The sequence below is a fragment of the Xenophilus sp. Marseille-Q4582 genome, from assembly GCF_916700565.1.
GTDB lineage: Bacteria > Pseudomonadota > Gammaproteobacteria > Burkholderiales > Burkholderiaceae_C > Xenophilus.
This window is the reverse complement of the sequence record NZ_CAKAKO010000003.1, coordinates 866,431-885,293: the sequence shown is the minus strand read 5'-3', so window position 1 is coordinate 885,293 and position 18,863 is coordinate 866,431. Positions and strand designations below refer to the sequence as shown.

At 69.2% G+C, this 18,863-nt stretch carries 14 protein-coding genes; 10 read left to right on the top strand and 4 right to left on the bottom strand.

What is annotated here, in order from left to right; translation table 11 throughout:
* Positions 1-5 precede the first annotated feature (5 nt).
* Entirely contained in the window at positions 6-1,667 is a 1,662-nt protein-coding gene (gene aceF, locus LG388_RS14805) for a dihydrolipoyllysine-residue acetyltransferase (RefSeq protein ID WP_225783478.1), read from the top strand.
* 11 nt (positions 1,668-1,678) lie between these two features.
* Positions 1,679-3,520: a dihydrolipoyl dehydrogenase gene (gene lpdA, locus LG388_RS14800; protein ID WP_225783477.1), complete on the top strand. Its 1,842-nt coding sequence runs from the start codon at positions 1,679-1,681 to the stop codon at positions 3,518-3,520.
* Between the two features lie 147 nt (positions 3,521-3,667).
* Here the strand turns inward: lpdA (LG388_RS14800) and LG388_RS14795 are convergent, their stop codons facing one another.
* A complete protein-coding gene (locus LG388_RS14795; RefSeq protein ID WP_225783476.1) occupies positions 3,668-4,210 on the bottom strand; it encodes a C40 family peptidase in 543 nt (180 codons plus the stop codon).
* 195 nt (positions 4,211-4,405) lie between these two features.
* On the opposite strand from LG388_RS14795, the gene LG388_RS14790 reads away from it, so the two are divergent.
* Positions 4,406-5,536 carry a PQQ-dependent sugar dehydrogenase gene (locus tag LG388_RS14790; protein ID WP_225783475.1) on the top strand — a complete coding sequence of 377 codons (1,131 nt, stop codon included), beginning with the start codon at positions 4,406-4,408 and terminating at the stop codon, positions 5,534-5,536.
* 41 nt (positions 5,537-5,577) lie between these two features.
* Here the strand turns inward: LG388_RS14790 and LG388_RS14785 are convergent, their stop codons facing one another.
* Entirely contained in the window at positions 5,578-6,384 is an 807-nt protein-coding gene (locus LG388_RS14785; protein ID WP_225783474.1) for an alpha/beta hydrolase, read from the bottom strand.
* A gap of 89 nt (positions 6,385-6,473) precedes the next feature.
* Between LG388_RS14785 and LG388_RS14780 the strand changes: the two genes are divergently transcribed.
* Positions 6,474-7,076: an isochorismatase family protein gene (locus LG388_RS14780; RefSeq protein WP_225783473.1), complete on the top strand. Its 603-nt coding sequence runs from the start codon at positions 6,474-6,476 to the stop codon at positions 7,074-7,076.
* Between the two features lie 41 nt (positions 7,077-7,117).
* Here the strand turns inward: LG388_RS14780 and LG388_RS14775 are convergent, their stop codons facing one another.
* Positions 7,118-7,897 (bottom strand): Crp/Fnr family transcriptional regulator, encoded by a 780-nt coding sequence (locus LG388_RS14775; RefSeq protein ID WP_225783472.1) that lies wholly within the window; start codon positions 7,895-7,897, stop codon positions 7,118-7,120.
* Between the two features lie 243 nt (positions 7,898-8,140).
* On the opposite strand from LG388_RS14775, the gene LG388_RS14770 reads away from it, so the two are divergent.
* The 6 genes from LG388_RS14770 (at position 8,141) to LG388_RS14745 (ending at position 17,952) form a co-directional block, all read left to right on the top strand.
* A complete protein-coding gene (locus LG388_RS14770) occupies positions 8,141-10,054 on the top strand; it encodes a propionate--CoA ligase (protein WP_225783471.1) in 1,914 nt (637 codons plus the stop codon).
* A 263-nt stretch (positions 10,055-10,317) separates the two neighbouring features.
* Positions 10,318-13,191, top strand: coding sequence for a 2-oxoglutarate dehydrogenase E1 component (locus LG388_RS14765; RefSeq protein WP_225783470.1), 2,874 nt, complete (start codon positions 10,318-10,320; stop codon positions 13,189-13,191).
* A gap of 101 nt (positions 13,192-13,292) precedes the next feature.
* Entirely contained in the window at positions 13,293-14,564 is a 1,272-nt protein-coding gene (gene odhB, locus LG388_RS14760; RefSeq protein WP_225783469.1) for a 2-oxoglutarate dehydrogenase complex dihydrolipoyllysine-residue succinyltransferase, read from the top strand.
* A 146-nt stretch (positions 14,565-14,710) separates the two neighbouring features.
* On the top strand, positions 14,711-16,138 hold the full coding sequence (gene lpdA / locus LG388_RS14755; RefSeq protein ID WP_225783468.1) for a dihydrolipoyl dehydrogenase: 1,428 nt from the start codon (positions 14,711-14,713) through the stop codon (positions 16,136-16,138).
* Positions 16,139-16,213: 75 nt separating this feature from the next.
* Positions 16,214-17,314, top strand: coding sequence for a cell division protein ZapE (zapE, locus tag LG388_RS14750; protein ID WP_225783467.1), 1,101 nt, complete (start codon positions 16,214-16,216; stop codon positions 17,312-17,314).
* A complete protein-coding gene (locus LG388_RS14745) occupies positions 17,311-17,952 on the top strand; it encodes a hypothetical protein (RefSeq protein ID WP_225783466.1) in 642 nt (213 codons plus the stop codon). Before zapE ends, LG388_RS14745 begins: the two co-directional genes overlap by 4 nt.
* Before the next feature lie 87 nt (positions 17,953-18,039).
* On the opposite strand, the gene LG388_RS14740 is transcribed toward LG388_RS14745, so the two are convergent.
* Positions 18,040-18,819 carry a PP2C family serine/threonine-protein phosphatase gene (locus LG388_RS14740; RefSeq protein ID WP_225783465.1) on the bottom strand — a complete coding sequence of 260 codons (780 nt, stop codon included), beginning with the start codon at positions 18,817-18,819 and terminating at the stop codon, positions 18,040-18,042.
* Positions 18,820-18,863: the final 44 nt, after the last annotated feature.

Genomic DNA, 18,863 nt, shown 5'->3' with positions numbered 1-18,863 from the left:
GGAACATGGCAGCAGTGGAAGTCAAGGTACCGGACATCGGCGATTTCGAATCGGTCGCCGTCATCGAGGTGCTGGTGAAGGTGGGCGACACGGTCAAGGCCGAGCAGTCGCTGATCACCGTGGAGTCGGACAAGGCGTCGATGGAGATCCCGTCGAGCGCGGCCGGCGTGGTCAAGGACATCAAGGTCGCCGTGGGCGACAAGGTCAGCGAAGGCTCGCTGGTGCTGGTGCTGGAAGCCGAGGGCGCAGGCGCGCCCGCCGCTGCGGCCCCGGCGCCCGCAGCGGCCGCGCCCGCCCAGGCCGCCGCGCCTGCGCCGAGCCCGGCAGCGCCTGCCCCGGCCGGCCCGGTCGAGGTCAAGGTGCCTGACATCGGCGATTTCAAGGACGTGGCCGTGATCGAGGTGCTGGTCAAGGTCGGCGACGCCATCAAGGAAGAGCAGTCGCTGATCACCGTCGAGTCCGACAAGGCTTCGATGGAGATCCCGTCCTCGGCCGCCGGCACGCTCAAGGAGCTGAAGGTCAAGGTGGGCGACACCGTGAACATCGGCGATCTGATCGCCGTGCTGGAAGGCGGCGCGGGCGCGGCACCGGCTCCGGCGCCCGCCGCTGCGCCGGCGGCCTCGGCACCGGCCGCGGCCCCTGCGTCCAGTGCTGCCGCGGCGGCACCCGCACCGGCTGCTGCCAGCGCGCCTGCGGCCGCTGCGCCCCATGATCCGACGAAGGCCCCGAGCGGCAGCCTGCCGCATGCGTCGCCCTCGGTGCGCAAGTTCGCCCGCGAGCTGGGTGTGCCGCTCGAGGAGGTCAAGGGCTCCGGTCCCAAGGGCCGCATCACGCAGGAAGACATCCAGAAGTTCACGCAGGCCGTGATGAGCGGCGCGACCCGCACCCAGGCGCAGGCGGCGAAGGCGCCGGCCGGCGGTGGCGGCGGTGCGGGCCTGGACCTGCTGCCCTGGCCCAAGGTCGACTTCGCGAAGTTCGGCGCCGTCGAGCGCAAGGACCTGTCGCGCATCAAGAAGATCTCGGGCGCGAATCTGCACCGCAACTGGGTGATGATCCCGCACGTCACCAACAACGACGAGGCGGACATCACCGAGCTGGAGGCCTTCCGCGTGGCCACCAACAAGGAGAATGAGAAGTCGGGCATCAAGGTGACGATGCTGGCCTTCGTGATCAAGGCGGTGGTCGCGGCGCTCAGGAAGTTCCCCGAATTCAACGCCAGCCTGGACGGCGATGCGTTGGTCTACAAGCAGTACTTCCACATCGGCTTCGCGGCCGACACGCCCAACGGGCTGGTGGTGCCGGTGCTCAAGGACGCCGACAAGAAGGGCATCCTGCAGATCAGCCAGGAAATGGGCGAACTGGCCAAGAAGGCCCGCGACGGCAAGCTCGGCGCGGCCGACATGCAGGGCGGCTGCTTCTCGATCAGCTCGCTGGGCGGCATCGGCGGCACGCATTTCACGCCGATCATCAACGCCCCCGAGGTGGCCATCCTGGGCCTGTCCAAGGGTCAGATGAAGCCGGTGTGGGACGGCAAGCAGTTCGTGCCGCGCCTCGTGCTGCCGCTGTCGCTGTCGTACGACCACCGCGTGATCGACGGTGCCGCCGCGGCCCGCTTCAACGCCTACCTGGGCCAGCTGCTGGCGGATTACCGCCGCATCGTGCTGTAAGGAGACACGGCATGAGCGAACAACAGATCAAGGTTCCGGACATCGGCGACTTCGACGAAGTCGCCGTCATCGAAGTGCTGGTCAAGCCGGGCGACACCATCAAGGTGGAGCAGTCGCTGATCACCGTCGAATCGGACAAGGCTTCGATGGAGATTCCCTCCAGCCACGCCGGCGTCGTGAAGTCGGTGGCCGTGAAGGTGGGCGACAAGGTCAGCGAGGGCTCGGTGGTCGTGGTGGTGGACGCGGCCGAAGATGCTTCGGCGCCGGCGGCAGCGCCCGCGGCCGCGCCGGCAGCCTCCCCGGTTCCAGCGCCAGCCGCATCGGCGCCGGCGCCCGCACCGGCGCCGGTTGCCGCGCGCGCGCCGGTTCCGGCCGGCACCTACGGCGGCAAGGTCGACCTCGAATGCGACACCCTGGTGCTCGGTGCCGGCCCCGGCGGCTACTCGGCCGCCTTCCGCAGCGCCGACCTGGGCATGAAGACCGTGCTGGTCGAGCGCTATGCCACGCTGGGCGGCGTCTGCCTGAACGTCGGCTGCATCCCGTCCAAGGCGCTGTTGCACGTCGCGGCCGTGATGGATGAGGTCAAGCACTTCGCCGACTTGGGCGTCGAGTTCGGCACGCCCAAGATCGACCGTGCCAAGCTGCTCGCCCACAAGAACAAGGTGGTGGGCAAGCTCACGGGCGGCCTCACGGCGATGGCCAAGATGCGCAAGGTGACCACCGTGCGCGGCCTGGGCACTTTCCTGGACGCCTACCACCTCGAAGTCGACGAGACCACGGGCAGCGGCTCGCAAACGACCGGCAGCAAGAAGGTCATCAAGTTCCGCCACGCGATCATCGCGGCCGGCTCGCAGGCCGTGCACCTGCCCTTCATGCCCAAGGGCGACCCGCGCGTGGTCGATTCGACCGGCGCGCTGGAGCTGGGCACCGACCCCAAGCGCATGTTGATCCTGGGCGGCGGCATCATTGGCCTGGAGATGGGCACGGTGTATTCCACGCTGGGTGCGCGCCTGGACGTGGTCGAGATGCTCGACGGCCTCATGCAGGGCGCCGACCGCGACCTGGTGAAGGTCTGGCAGAAGATGAACGCCCCGCGCTTTGACAACATCATGACCGGCACCAAGACCGTGGGAGCTGAAGCGACGAAGGACGGCATCAAGGTGAGGTTCGAAGGCGCGAACGCCCCCAAGGAGCCGCAGGTCTATGACCTCGTGCTGCAGGCCGTCGGCCGCAGCCCCAACGGCAAGAAGATCGGCGCCGACAAGGCCGGCGTGGCGGTGAGCGACCGCGGCTTCATCCCGGTCGACATCCAGATGCGCACCAACGTGCCGAACATCTTCGCCATCGGCGACATCGTCGGCCAGCCCATGCTGGCCCACAAGGCGGTGCACGAGGCGCACGTCGCGGCCGAGGTCATCGCGGGCGAGCAGCAGGGCAACAAGGAACTGGCCGCGGCCGCCTTCAACGCCCGCGTGATCCCCAGCGTGGCCTACACCGACCCTGAGGTGGCCTGGGTGGGCCTGACCGAGGACCAGGCCAAGGCCGAGGGCATCAAGGTCAAGAAGGGTCACTTCCCGTGGACCGCGTCGGGCCGGGCCATCGCCAACACGCGCGACGAAGGCTTCACCAAGCTGCTGTTCGACGCTGAAACCCACCGCATCCTGGGTGGCGGCATCGTCGGCACGCATGCCGGCGACATGATCGGCGAGATCGCGCTGGCCATCGAGATGGGCGCCGACGAGATCGACATCGGCAAGACCATCCACCCGCACCCCACGCTGGGCGAAAGCATCGGCATGGCGGCCGAAGTGGCGCACGGCACCTGCACGGACCTGCCGCCGCAGCGCAAGTGAGGCACGGCCTTGGGCCGCCATCGGCGGTCTGAGGCCCCTCAGAAACGACAAAACCCGCCGCTGGCGGGTTTTTGTTGGGGGCAGACTGGCGCGTGTGCTGCTTCTACCGCCCTCGGAAAGCGCGGTGCCCGCGCGAGCCTGTTGAGCCTACTCGCCGGCCCGCGCTTCAGTCACCCGCCGGGCGCCGTTGAATCGCTTCTGCCAGTAGCCCACGTTCATGCTTTCCACGCGCACCTCGGCGCCGGAGCGGGGCGAATGGATGAATTTGCCGTCGCCCACGTAGATGCCCACATGGCTGAAGGCGCGGCGCATGGTGTTGAAGAAGACCAGGTCGCCGGGCTGCAGTTCGCTGCGGTCGATCTTCTGGGTGGCCGCGGCCTGTTCCTCCGCGCGGCGCGGCAGCAGCAGGCCCATGGACTTGTCGTACATGGCGCGCACGAAGCCGCTGCAGTCGAAGCCGGTCTCGGCGTTGTTGCCGCCGCGCTTGTAGGGCACGCCCAGGAAGCCCATCGCGCCGATCACCAGGTCCGAAGTGCGGTCCACCACGGCATGGCTGGCGTGCTCGATGCGGTTCATGAAACCGCCGCGCTCGGCGGGGGCTGGGTCAGCGGGCAAGCGGTCCTGGGGCGGAGCCGCGTGGGCGGCGCATGCGAAGAGGAGAACCAGGACGGCGAGGGCTGTTTGGCGCATGGGCGCGTAGGATAGATAGCACTACCAAATGTGTCAATCGAAAATGCGGTCTCAAATGAAGACCTAACTTCTTGATTCGATTCATGTTATTGACACATATGTGAAAACGGAAGTTGTAAGGGCCGGCTTCGTCATTGCCCGAAGTCATAGAGGGGCATGCTTGCCAGCCGCCGGGGAGGCACGCGACAGTGCCGCATGAACCAAGCACTCATCCGGGCCCGGCGCCCCCAGAGGGCCGGGCGCTGGCTGGCCACTGCGCTGCTGGCGGGCGCCTGCGCCTGGGCGCACGCGCAGGGCGCGCCGGAAGTCGTGGCCTCCGGCCTGGAGAACCCCTGGGCCGTGGCCTTCCTGCCCGAGGGCCGCTTCCTGGTCACGGAGAAACCGGGACGCATGCGCGTCATCTCCGTCACGGGCCAGCGCAGCGAACCCTTGCAGGGCCTGCCGGCCGTGGCCGCGGGCGGGCAGGGCGGGCTGCTGGACGTGGTTGTCGACTTGCAGTTCGCCCGCAACCGCACGGTCTATTTCTGCTACTCGGAACCCGGAGAGGGCGGTGCGAACAGCACCGCGCTTGCGAGCGCCGTGCTGTCTGCCGACCGCACGCGCCTGGAAAGCGTGAAGGTGCTCTTCAGCCAGAAGCCCAAGGTGGCGAGCCGCGCCCATTTCGGCTGCCGCATCGTCGAGGCGCGTGACGGCACCCTGTTCATGACCCTGGGCGATCGCTACAGCCGCCGCGACGACGCGCAGAAGCTGGACAGCCACATCGGCAAGGTGGTGCGGGTGGCCAAGGACGGCAGCGTGCCCGCGGACAACCCCTTCGTGAACCGCGGCGGCGCCCTGCCCGAGATCTGGAGCTATGGCCACCGCAACGGCCAGGGCGCCACGCTCGGGCCCGACGGGCGGCTGTGGATGCACGAGCATGGCGCACAGGGCGGCGACGAGATCAACATTGCCGAAGCCGGCCGCAACTATGGCTGGCCGGTCATCACGCATGGCGAGAACTACGGCGGGGGCCGGATCGGCGAAGGCACGGCCAAGGCCGGCATGGAACAGCCGCTCAAGTACTGGGTGCCGTCCATTGCGCCGTCGGGCATGGCCTTCCTGACCAGCGACCGCTACGGCCCGGCCTGGAAGGGCAACCTCTTCGTCGGTTCGCTCAAGTTCGGCTATCTGGCGCGGCTGGAGATCAGGGACGGCCGGGTCGCGGCCGAGCACAAGCTGCTGGAAGACGGGCGCGCCCGCATTCGTGACGTGCGGCAGGGGCCGGACGGCCTGCTGTACGTGCTGACCGATGCGCAGAACGGCCAGCTGATCCGGCTCAAGCCCTGAATGTCCTGGCCGCCCCCGCCGCGGGGCATGCGGCATGCGGCTCAGCCGCAGCGCGGCAGCGGCGCCTGCGCCAGCAGGCGCCGCCACAGCGGGCGCCAAGCCGGCCAGTCGTGGCCGCCCGCAGCCGTCATCACCCGCTGCGGCGGCAAGGCCTCGGCCAGCACCCGGTGCGTGGGCGCCAGGCGGTCGTCCACGCCGAAGGCCAGGTACAGCGGCGTGGGACCGGGTGGCGGGCTGACAGCGTGCTTCAAAGCGCCCCACGCGCGCAGGCCGATGGCGTCGCCGCCGGCCTGCGGCGGCGTCCAGCGAGCCGGGCCGCCCTGCGCGGCCACGTCGGCGGCCGTGGCGGCTTCTCCGAGGTAGGGCGCGATCAGCAGCAGGCCGGCCACTTCCTGCGGATGCGCGTGCGCATAAAGCAGCGCGCCCAGGCCGCCCAGCGAGATGCCGGCCAGCCAGATCCGGCCGTAGCCGCGGGCCCGCGCGGGCTGCACGATGTCCGCATGCAGCCGGTCGACGATGCTGCGGTCGCGGTAGTAGCCCTGATGGGCGTCCACGCGCCACAGGTCGGCCCGCACGCCCGCGGCGCGCCAGGCTTGCACGAAGCCCTCGTGCGCCAGCTCCCGCAGGGCCATGCCGCGGCCGGGCAGAAGGACGAGCAGGGTGTCGGCAGCGCCGCAGTCCGCGCGATCCTCCCGGACCGGCAGCGGCACCCCGGCCGGCCGGGGCAGCCAGCCGCAGCCTGGCAGGCCCGAGGCGGCCAGGGCGGCGGCCGCCGCGCCGCCCCCCAGCAGCCGGCGCCGGCGCGGCAGCGCCCCGGCGTCCGGAGGGACACGGCCGCGTGCGCTCATGGGCGGAGGTGGACAATGGCGGGCATACGGCCCATTGTGGCCGCCCGCCTTGCCCGTCCGGCCCGGACCCTTCCTTTTCCCCTGCCTCCATGCTTCTCGACGCCGACCAGTCCCAACTCGTGCTCATCGACTATCAGCCCCGGCTGATGCCCGCCATCCATGAAGGCGAAGCCGTGATGGCCAAGGCGCTGCGCCTGGCCCGGCTGGCGGCCCTGGCCGACGTGCCGGTGTGGGGCACGGAGCAGAACCCCTCGCGCCTGGGCCAGATGCCGGCCGAACTGCGCGATCACTGCCGCCGCACCCTGGCCAAGATGCAATTCAGCGCCGTGTCCGAAGGCCTGGGAGAGTGGCTGCGTCCGCCGGCCAAGCCCGCCTCGGGCAATGCGCGCAGCCTGCCGCGCCACCTGCAGAAACCCCCGGCCCAGGCGCCCGAACGCGGCAGCATCGTGCTGGCCGGCTGCGAGGCGCACGTGTGCCTGCTGCAGACGGCTCTGGAACTGCTGGAGGACGAATTCGAAGTCTGGGTGGTGACCGACGCCTGCAGCTCGCGCACGGAGCGCAACCGCGATGCCGCCTTCGACCGCCTGGCCGGCGCCGGCGCCGAACTGGTGACCACCGAGATGGTGGGCTTCGAGTGGCTGCGCGGTGCGGAACATCCGGCCTTCCGCGACTGGCTGGCGCTGATCCGCTGACGTGCCGGGCCCCCTGGGGCCGAGGTGGCGCGCGGGTGGGCTCAGGCCGGGACGCGCACGCCGTCTTCCCCCGCCAGCATGCGCAGCTTCGCCAGGTCGCGGATGGTGACGGTGTAGCCGGCCACATCGATGCAGCCCAGCTCGACCAGGCGCCGGAAGCAGCGCGACAGCGTGGCCTGGGCCATGACCAGCTGGCGCGCGATGGAGCGCTTCTGCACCGGCAGCCGGATCGACGCCCCCGCGTCCCCGTCGCGCGGCTGGCGCAGCAGCCACAGCGCCAGCCGGCTCAGCACGTCCTTGGTGGCCAGTTCGTGGCGACCCTCGGTCAGCTCGCGCAGCCGTTCGGCCATGGCCTGGCCCATGCCCCGCATCAGCTGTTCGTCCTCGCGTGCGCAGTCGAGCAGCGTGGCCAGCGGCAGCGCCGCCAGGATCACGGGCGCCACGCAAACGGCCGACTCGATCCATTCCGTGCCCAGCCAGGCGCTGGCCAGGTCGAACCACTGGCCGGGCTCCACCATCCGGTTTTCCACCGTGCTGCCGTCGGCGCCGGCGCGTCCGACCGCGATGCGGCCTTCCAGCACCAGCCACCAGGACGGCGGTGCGCCCGCTGGCGCCCGGGCGACCGGCCCCCGTTCAAGTCCGTGGCAGCGCATCTGCGCCTCGAGCCGGTCCAGCGTGGCGTGCGACAGCGTGACGCGGCCGAAGGCGCCCGCCAGCAGCGTGCGCGCCAGCGCCTGGCGCGGCGGGGCGCCTGCCGGCGCCCAGCGCGCGCGCGGCCGGCCCAGGGGCGACCCGGCGGGAGCGGAAGGAGCGTGCAACATGGGATGAGGCGCAGCGCGGCGATGGAAGGCCCGCAATCTGCCCCAGCCCGCCGCAGCCGGCTTTGAGCCATCTCAACCCTCGGCGAAGTCGCGCGTGCTTCAGCCGGCGCGGGGCCAGGGCGCTGGCAGACTGTCAGCCTCCCGCAAGCCCGCCTTCTACAATCGGGCCATCCGCCGGCCGGGCTGCCGCGCGGGCCCAGGCGCCGGGCCGGACCGGGCATTCATCTAACGACGGAGACAACCATGGGTAGCTATGCGGACTTCTATCGCCGCTCCATCGAGGCGCCGGAGGCTTTCTGGGCCGAGCAGGCCCGCCTGATCGACTGGCATCGGCCGCCCGAGCAGATCCTGGACGCCAGCCGGCCGCCCTTTGCGCGCTGGTTCGTGGGCGGGCAGACCAACCTGTGCCACAACGCCGTGGACCGCCACCTGGCGCAGCGCGCCCAGCAGCCGGCGCTGATCGCCGTGTCCACCGAAACCGGGGCCGAACGCACCTGGAGCTTCCGCGAGCTGCATGCCGACGTGCAGGCCGCCGCGGCCAGCCTGCTCGCGCTGGGCGTGGGGCGCGGCGACCGGGTGCTGATCTACATGCCCATGGTCGGCGAGGCCATCGTCGCGATGCTGGCCTGCGCGCGCATCGGCGCCATCCACTGCGTGGTGTTCGGTGGCTTCGCCAGCGGCTCGCTGGCCTCGCGCATCGAGGACGCCGAGCCCCGCGTGGTGGTCAGCGCCGACGCCGGTTCGCGCGGCGGCAAGGTGATCGCCTACAAGCCGCTGCTGGACGAGGCCATCCGCCTGTCCCGTCACAAGCCGGCCGCCGTGGTACTGGTAGACCGCGGCCTCGCGCCCATGGACCGCGAGGCCGGCCGCGACCACCTCTGGGCCGAACTGATGGTGCGCCACCAGGGTGCGCAGGTGCCCTGCACCTGGCTGGAAGCCACCGACGTCAGCTACACCATCTACACCAGCGGCACCACGGGCAAGCCCAAGGGCGTGCAGCGCGACGTGGGCGGCTATGCGGTGGCGCTGGCGGCGAGCATGAAGCACATCTTCGACGGCCGCGCGGGTGAGACCTACTTTTCCACCAGCGACATCGGCTGGGTGGTGGGCCACAGCTACATCGTCTACGGGCCGCTGATCGCCGGCATGGCCACGCTCTGTTATGAAGGGCTGCCCACGCAGGGCCTGGACCGGCAGCCCGACGGCGGCATCTGGTGGCAGCTGGTCGAGAAGTACCGGGTGAGCGTGATGTTCAGCGCGCCCACGGCGGTGCGCGTGCTCAAGAAACAGGACCCGGCCCTGCTGAAGAAATACGACCTGTCCAGCCTGCGCGCGCTGTTCCTGGCCGGCGAACCGCTGGACGAACCCACGGCGCGCTGGATCAGCGACGGCCTGGGCGTGCCGATCATCGACAACTACTGGCAGACCGAGTCGGGTTGGCCGATCCTGACCCTGGCGCGCGGCGTGGAGCCGCAGCAGCCCACGCGCTTCGGCAGCCCCGGCGTGCCCATGTACGGCTATCGCGTCAAGATCCTGCACGAAGCCACGGGCGAGGAGCTGACCGAGCCCGGCCAGAAGGGCGTGCTGGCCATCGAGGGACCGACGCCGCCCGGCTTCATGCAGACCGTGTGGCGCGACGACGCCCGATTCGTCGACACCTATTGGAAGAGCGTGCCCGGCAGGAGCGTGTACTCCACCTTCGACTGGGGCATCCGCGATGCCGAGGGCTACTACTACATCCTGGGCCGCACGGACGACGTCATCAATGTCGCCGGCCATCGGCTGGGCACCCGCGAGATCGAGGAATGCATCGCCAGCCATGCGAATGTGGCGGAGGTGGCGGTGGTCGGCGTGGCCGACGCGCTCAAGGGCCAGGTGGCGATGGCCTTCGTCGTCCCGCGCAGCGGGGCGGCCGCCACCGACGCCGACGCGGCGCGTGCGCTGGAAGGCGAAATCCTGCAGCTGGTGAGCGCGCGACTGGGCGCGCTCGCCCGGCCCGCGCGCGTGCATTGCGTGACCGGCCTGCCCAAGACGCGCAGCGGCAAGCTGCTGCGCCGCGCCATCCAGGCCGTGTGCGAGCGGCGCGACCCCGGCGACCTGACCACGCTGGACGACCCGGGCACCCTGCAGCAGGTCCGCGCCCTGCTGGGCGCCTGAGCGAGCCCGCACCCGCGGGCATGCCCGGGGGGGCGGCCCGCGCCGGCGCCACGAGAATGCCTGTTCCTTTGCCACCACAGGCGGCTTCGCCCTTGCCGCCGCGGCGGCGGGCGCGCGCCCTGTCACACGCTTGACGTGGCACAATGCGACGGTACTCAGGCCCTTCCCAGCCACAGTCGCATCCGCCAACCGGTTCAGCCGTGTCGCGGAAGGTTTCTCAAACCAGCTAATGCTTTCCCAAGGAAAGCGGAGGTCAGCGGAACATGAGCGATTCGTCGCCGTCCATCTACAGCGCCTATCTCGGCAACACCTACCTCTTCGGCGGCAACGCGCCCTACGTGGAGGAGATGTACGAGAACTACCTGGCCAACCCCGGTAGCGTCCCCGACAACTGGCGCGCCTATTTCGACGCCCTGCAGCACGTGCCCGCCACCGATGGCAGCAATGCCAAGGACGTGCCGCACCTGCCCGTCATCAACGCCTTCGCCGAGCGCGCGAAGCAGGGCCAGACCCGGGTCGTGGTGGCCAGCGGCGCCGATTCGGAACTGGGCCGCAAGCGCACCGCCGTTCAGCAGCTGATCGCCGCGTACCGCAACGTGGGCGCGCGCTGGGCCGACCTGGACCCGCTCAAGCGCACCGAGCGCCCGGCCATCCCCGAGCTGGAGCCGTCCTTCTACGGATTCGGCGACGCGGACATGGAGACGGTGTTCAACACGAGCAACACCTTCTTCGGCAAGGACACCATGTCCCTGCGCGACCTGCTCAACGCCCTGCGCGAAACCTATTGCGGCACCATCGGCGCCGAGTACATGTACATCACCGACCAGGCGCAAAAGCGCTGGTGGCAGCAGAAGCTGGAGAGCGCGCGCACCAACCCGCAGCTGAGCGGCGAGCAGAAGAAGCACGTGCTGGAGCGCCTGACGGCCGCCGAGGGCCTGGAGCGCTTCCTGCACACCAAGTACGTCGGCCAGAAGCGCTTCTCGCTCGAAGGTGGCGAAAGCTTCATCGTGGCGATGGACGAGCTGATCCAGCGTGCCGGCGAGAAGGGCGTGCAGGAGATCGTGATCGGCATGGCCCACCGCGGCCGCCTGAACGTGCTGGTCAACACCCTGGGCAAGGCGCCCAAGGACCTGTTCTCCGAGTTCGACCACACGGCCCCTGAAGACCTGCCGGCCGGCGACGTGAAGTACCACCAGGGCTTCTCCAGCGACGTGTCCACGCGTGGCGGCCCGGTCCACCTGTCGCTGGCCTTCAACCCTTCGCACCTCGAGATCGTGAATCCGGTGGTGGAAGGCTCCGTGCGCGCGCGCATGGACCGCCGCGGCGACAAGGAAGGCGACCAGGTGCTGCCCGTGCTGGTGCACGGCGACGCCGCCTTCGCCGGCCAGGGCGTGGTGATGGAAACGCTGGCGCTGGCCGAGACCCGTGGCTACTACACGGGCGGCACGGTGCACATCGTGATCAACAACCAGATCGGCTTCACCACCAGCGACCCGCGCGACAGCCGCTCCACGCTGTACTGCACCGACGTGGTCAAGATGATCGACGCGCCCGTGCTGCACGTGAACGGCGACGACCCCGAAGCCGTGGTGCTGTGCACGCAGCTCGCGCTCGAATACCGCCAGGAGTTCAACAAGGACGTGGTGGTGGACATCGTCTGCTTCCGCAAGCTGGGCCACAACGAACAGGACACGCCGGCGCTGACCCAGCCGCTGATGTACAAGAAGATCTCCAAGCACCCCGGCACGCGCAAGCTGTACGCTGACAAGCTGGCCGCGCAGGGCCTGGGCGAGACGCTGGGCGACGACATGGTCAAGGCCTACCGGGCCGCCATGGACGCGGGCAAGCACACGGTCGATCCGGTGCTGACCAACTTCAAGAGCAAGTACGCGGTGGACTGGAGCCCCTTCCTGAACAAGAAGTGGACCGACGCCGCCGAAACCGCGATCCCGCTGACCGAATGGAAGCGCCTGGCCGAGAAGATCACCACCGTGCCCGAAGGCTTCACGGTGCATCCGCTGGTCAAGAAGGTGCTGGACGACCGCGCGGCCATGGGCCGTGGCGAGGTCAATGTCGACTGGGGCATGGGCGAGCACATGGCCTTCGCCTCGCTGGTGGCCAGCGGCTATCCGGTGCGCCTGTCGGGCGAGGACTGCGGCCGCGGCACCTTCACGCACCGCCATGCCGTGCTGCATGACCAGAACCGTGAGAAGTTCGACGAAGGCACCTACGTGCCGCTGCAGAACATCGCCGAAAACCAGGCTCCCTTCGTGGTGATCGACTCGATCCTGTCGGAAGAAGCCGTGCTGGCCTACGAATACGGCTATGCCTCCAACGACCCGAACACGCTCGTGATCTGGGAGGCCCAGTTCGGCGACTTCGTGAACGGCGCGCAGGTGGTGATCGACCAGTTCATCGCTTCGGGTGAGGTGAAGTGGGGCCGCGTCAACGGCATCACGATGATGCTGCCGCACGGCTATGAAGGCCAGGGCCCCGAGCACAGCTCGGCCCGCCTGGAGCGCTTCATGCAGCTGGCCGCCGATACCAACATGCAGATCGTGCAGCCGACCACGGCCAGCCAGATCTTCCATGTGCTGCGCCGCCAGCAGGTGCGCAACCTGCGCAAGCCGCTGGTCATCATGACGCCCAAGTCGCTGCTGCGCAACAAGGACGCGACCTCGCCGCTGGCCGAGTTCACCAAGGGCGGTTTCCAGACCGTGATTCCGGACGCGAAGGAACTGAAGGCCGACAAGGTCAAGCGCCTGATCGCGTGCTCGGGCAAGGTCTACTACGACCTGGCCAAGAAGCGCGAGGAAAAGGGGGCCGACGACGTGGCGATCATCCGCGTCGAACAGCTCTACCCCTTCCCGCACAAGGCCTTCTCCACCGAGCTCAAGAAGTACCCGAACCTGGTGGACGTGGTGTGGTGCCAGGACGAGCCGCAGAACCAGGGCGCTTGGTTCTTCGTGCAGCACAACATCCACGAAAGCCTGCAGGAAGGCCAGAAGCTGGGTTACGCCGGCCGTGCCGCCTCGGCCTCGCCGGCCGTCGGCTATTCGCACCTGCACCAGGAGCAGCAGAAGGCGCTGGTCGACGCTGCCTTCGCCAAGCTCAAGGGCTTCGTGCTGACCAAGTAATCCGGCCAAAGGCCGTCGCCTGGCGCGACGGCCTTTGTTCGTGCTGCCTGCCGTGAAGGCGGCGCGACCCTCCCCCGAACACGCACAGACAGAGATAAGAAATGTCCATCGTTGAAGTCAAGGTTCCCCAGTTGTCCGAGTCCGTGGCCGAGGCCACGATGCTGCAGTGGAAGAAGAAGCCCGGCGAAGCCGTGGCGGCCGACGAAATCCTGATCGAGATCGAGACCGACAAGGTCGTGCTGGAAGTGCCGGCGCCCGCCGCCGGCGTGCTGGCCGAGATCGTGCAGGGCGACGGCGCCACCGTGGTGGCCGATCAGCTGATTGCCAAGATCGACACCGAAGGCAAGGCCGACGCTGCCGCGCCCGCCGCCAACGCTGCCGCTCCGGCCGCTGCGCCCGCCACCGCATCGGCGCCGGCCCCGGCCGCCACCGCCGCCAGCAAGGGCGACATCGCCATGCCTGCCGCGGCCAAGCTGCTGGCCGACAACAACCTCACCGTGAACGACGTCGCCGGTACTGGCAAGGACGGGCGCGTGACCAAGGGCGACGTGCTCTCGGCCGTGGCCCGCGGCGCCGGCGCGCCCGCCGCCACCCCCGCCGTGCAGATTCCCACCGGCGTGCCGAAGACGGCGCTGCCCCAGGTGGCGGCCCCTTCCAAGCAGGACCTGGGCGACCGCCCCGAAGAGCGCGTGCCCATGAGCCGCCTGCGCGCCCGCATCGCCGAGCGCCTGCTGCAGTCGCAGGCCACCAACGCCATCCTGACCACCTTCAATGAGGTGAACATGGCGCCGGTGATGGACCTGCGCAAGAAGTTCCAGGACACCTTCACCAAGGAACACGGCACGAAGCTGGGCTTCATGAGCTTCTTCGTCAAGGCCGCGGTGCACGCCCTCAAGAAGTACCCGGTGCTCAACGCCTCGGTCGACGGCAACGACATCGTCTACCACGGCTACTTCGACATCGGCATCGCGGTCGGTTCGCCGCGCGGCCTGGTGGTGCCCATCCTGCGCAATGCCGACCAGATGAGCTTCGCCGACATCGAGAAGAAGATCGCCGAGTTCGGCAAGAAGGCCCAGGAAGGCAAGCTCGGCATCGAGGAGATGACCGGCGGCACCTTCTCCATCTCCAATGGCGGCACCTTCGGCTCCATGCTGTCGACCCCGATCATCAACCCGCCGCAGTCGGCCATCCTGGGCGTGCACGCCACCAAGGACCGCGCCGTGGTCGAGAACGGCCAGATCGTGGTGCGCCCGATGAACTACCTGGCGATGAGCTACGACCACCGCATCATCGACGGCCGCGAAGCCGTGCTGGGCCTGGTGGCGATGAAGGAAGCGCTGGAAGATCCGTCGCGCCTGCTGTTCGACATCTAAGAAGCGGCACATCGGCCTACTGCACGTCCGATCTTGCGCCTGCGCTCCTCGCCGTACGGGTGTACGGCTGCGGTGCTCGGCGCAACCTCAAGCCGCTCGCGACGGCCGCTGCACCACTTCTTCCTACCAAGTCACGGAAGTCCAACATGAGCAAGAATTTCGACGTCATCGTCATCGGTGGCGGTCCCGGCGGCTACATCGCCGCCATCCGCGCCGCCCAGCTGGGTTTCAACACCGCTTGCATCGACGAGTGGAAGAACGACAAGGGCGGCCCGGCGCCCGGCGGCACCTGCACCAACGTGGGCTGCATTCCCTCCAAGGCGCTGCTGCAGTCCTCCGAGCATTTCGAGCACGCCAACAAGCACTTCGCCGAGCATGGCATCACCGCCAGCGACGTGAAGATCGACGTGGCCAAGATGCTCGGCCGCAAGGACGCGGTCGTGAAGCAGAACAACGACGGCATCCTGTACCTGTTCAAGAAGAACAAGGTCAGCTTCTTCCACGGCCGGGGTTCCTTCGTGAAGGCGGCTGACGGTGGCTACGAGATCAAGGTCGCCGGCAAGGAAGAGGAGACGATCACCGGCAAGCACATCATCGTCGCCACGGGCTCCAATGCCCGCGCGCTGCCGGGCGCGCCGTTCGACGAGAAGACGGTGCTGAGCAACGACGGCGCCCTGCGCGTGGGGGCCGTGCCCAAGAAGCTGGTGCTCATCGGCTCGGGCGTGATCGGGCTGGAAATGGGGTCGGTGTGGCGGCGCCTCGGTGCCGACGTGACCATCCTCGAAGGCCTGCCGACCTTCCTGGGTGCGGTGGACGAGCAGATCGCCAAGGAAGCCAAGAAGGCTTTCGACAAGCAGGGCCTGAAGATCGAGCTGGGCGTGAAGGTCGGCGAGGTGAAGTCCGATGACGCCGGCGTGAGCATCGCCTACGTGAACGCCAAGGGCGAGTCGCAGCTGCTGCAGGCCGACAAGATGATCGTCTCGATCGGCCGCGTGCCCAATACCATCGGCCTGAACGCCGAAGCCGTGGGCCTGAAGCTCGACGAGCGCGGCGCCATCGTGGTGGACGACGAGTGCAAGACCAGCCTGCCCAACGTCTGGGCGGTTGGCGACGTGGTGCGCGGCCCCATGCTGGCGCACAAGGCCGAGGAAGAGGGCGTGGCCGTGGCCGAGCGCATCGCCGGCCAGCACGGGCATGTCAACTTCAACACCATCCCCTGGGTCATCTACACCAGCCCCGAGATCGCCTGGGTCGGCCGCACCGAGCAGCAGCTCAAGGCCGACGGCGTCGCGTACAAGGCCGGCACCTTCCCCTTCCTGGCCAACGGCCGCGCGCGCGCGCTGGGCGACACGACCGGCATGGTCAAGTTCCTCGCCGACGCCAAGACCGACGAGATCCTGGGCGTGCACATCGTGGGCCCCATGGCCAGCGAGCTGATCTCCGAAGCCGTGGTGGCGATGGAGTTCAAGGCCAGCGCCGAGGACATCGCGCGCATCTGCCATGCGCATCCGTCGCTTTCCGAAGCGACCAAGGAGGCCGCCCTGGCGGTCGACAAGCGCACGCTGAATTTCTGATGCGCTGATACTGCAGGCCGTCCGCGCCTCCAAGGGCGCGGACGGCTTTGTCTTTTCCACCGACCCGAGCATCCCTTGCAGACCGTCAAGCAAGCCTACGAGGCAGAACTCCAGGCCCGCGGCTTTCAGGCCGATCCCGCACAGCTGCGTGCCGTCGAGGCGCTGGACCGCTGCGCGCGCGACTGGGCGCAGTACAAGTCGCAGCGTTCCAACGCGTTCAAGAAGCTGATCAACCGGCCCGAGATCCCGCGCGGCGTCTACATGTATGGCGGGGTGGGGCGCGGCAAGAGCTTCATCATGGACTGCTTCTTCAACGCGGTCCCGATCAACCGCAAGACGCGCTTGCACTTCCACGAGTTCATGCGCGAGGTGCACCGCGAGCTGCACGAGCTGCAGGGCACGGTGAACCCGCTGGACGAACTGGGCAAGCGCATCGCCAAACGCTTCAAGCTGATCTGCTTCGACGAGTTCCACGTCGCCGACATCACGGACGCGATGATCCTGCACCGGCTGCTGACGGCGCTGTTCGACAACGGCGTGGGCTTCGTCACCACCTCCAACTTCAAACCCGACGACCTGTATCCGAACGGCCTGCACCGCGACCGCATCCAGCCGGCCATCGAGCTGCTCAACGCGCGCATGGACGTGGTGAACGTGGACAACGGCACGGACTACCGCCGCCGCACGCTCGAGCAGGTACCGCTGTACCTCACGCCCAACGACGCGGCGGCCGAGAAGCAGCTGCGCAAGACCTTCGAGCAACTGGCCGAGAAGGGCGACGACAACCCTGTGCTGCACATCGAGAAGCGCGAGATCCGTGCGCGCCGGCGCGCCGGCGGCGTGGTGTGGTTCGACTTCAAGACCTTGTGCGGCGGGCCGCGCTCGATGAACGACTACCTCGAGATCGCGAGCCAGTTCCACACCGTGCTGTTGTCGGACGTGCCGCACATGCCGGTCAACATGGCCTCGGAGGCGCGCCGCTTCACCTGGCTGGTGGACGTGTTCTACGATCGGCGCGTCAAGCTGATCCTGTCGGCCGCCGTGCCGCCCGAGGCGTTGTATACCGAAGGGCCGCTCGCGCATGAGTTCCCGCGCACCGTCTCTCGCCTGACCGAGATGCAATCGGCCGAGTTCCTGGCGCTGGAGCGCCGCATCGTGGACACCCGCCTCACATGAACCTTCCCCGTCTCCTGCCGCTGTTGCTGTTGTCCTTGTCGGCCGGCGCCCTCCAGGCCCAGGGCCTGAGCGACGAGCAGATCGATGCCGAGCGCGCGCGCATCGCGGCCGAGCGCAAGGCCATCGATGCGCGGCATGCGCAGGAGCGCGCCGCCTGCTACCAGCGCTTTGCGGTGGAGGACTGCCTGCGAGCGAGCCGCCGCAACCTGCGCGCCCAGACCGACGACCTGCGCCGCCAGGAAAGCGCGCTCAACGACATGCAGCGCAAGCGCCGGGGCGCCGAGCAGCTGCAGCGCCTGGACGAGAAGCAGGCCGCGCCCGCGGGCCCGAACGCCCGGCAGCAGCAGGATTCGCGCGAGGCCTGGCAGGCCCGTGAAGAGCGTGCCGCCGAGCATGCGAGAAGCCGCGCCGCCAAGGAGGCCGAAGCGGCGCAGAACCGCGCCGATTTCGAGGCGCGCCAGCGCCAGCGGGCCGAAGACGCAGCCAGCGCGGCCCGGCGCCAGGCCGAGGCGCCGCAGGCCAGGGAGCGCTTCGAGCGCAAGCAGGCCGACGCGCAGCGCCGCCGCGAGGACCGGGCGCGCATCAACGCCGAACGGGAGAAGCCGCCAGCCGCACCCTTGCCGGTGCCGGCTCCGTAGCCGCCGGGTGCGGGGGCCGGCCACGGGTTGTGACGGCGCGGGCGGCAATGCGCCCGTCCAACAGAAGGCTCAGGAGGCTCAGGAGGCTCAGGCGTCGTCCTCGTGACGCGGCAGGGGCTCCAGCTTGAGGATCACCAGCGACAGGTTGTCGCCGCCGCCGCCAGCGCGGTGGCGCGCCTCGTCCACCAGCAGCTCGGCCGCCGCGCGGGGAGACTGCTCGGCGATCACCGCGCCCAGTTCCTCCGGCGTGAAGTAGTGCCAGAGCCCGTCGCTGCAGGCCAGCAGCGCGTCGCCGGGGCGCAGGCTGTCGAAGCGGTGCACGTCGATGGGCGGCGGGGTCGAGCGCATGCCCAGGCAGCCGACCAGGATGTTGGCCTGCGGGTGCAGCAGGGCCTCCTGTTCGCTGAGTTCGCCGCGCTCCACCAGCACCTCCACGTACGAATGGTCGCGCGTGCGCTGCACCAGCCGTCCCTTGCGGAAGTGGTAGATGCGCGAATCCCCCGCATGGGCCCAGGCGCCGGATCCGTCGGGGTCGAGCAGGAAGGCCGCCACCGTGCTGTGCGGCTCCTGCTCGGCGGCCACGGCCGTGAGCTTGATGACGGTGTGGGCATCTTCCACCAGGCGCTCCAGCAGCTCGGCGGGCTTCTCGTGGCCGGGCGCGTAGCGCGCGAAGAGCTGCTGCGCAGTCATCAGCACCTGGTCGGAGGCCTTGCGGCCGCCGCTGCGCCCGCCCATGCCGTCGGCCACCACGCCCAGCAGGCAGCCCTGCGCGCGCGCATGCGTCAGCACCTGCACCTGGTCTTGCTGATAAGGACGGTCGCCCTGGTGGATCGCGGTGGCGGCGGTGAGTCGAAAGCCCTTGGACATGGTTGCGGCAGCCGTCGGCGCGGCCCGGTTGGCGGCGCGGGCGC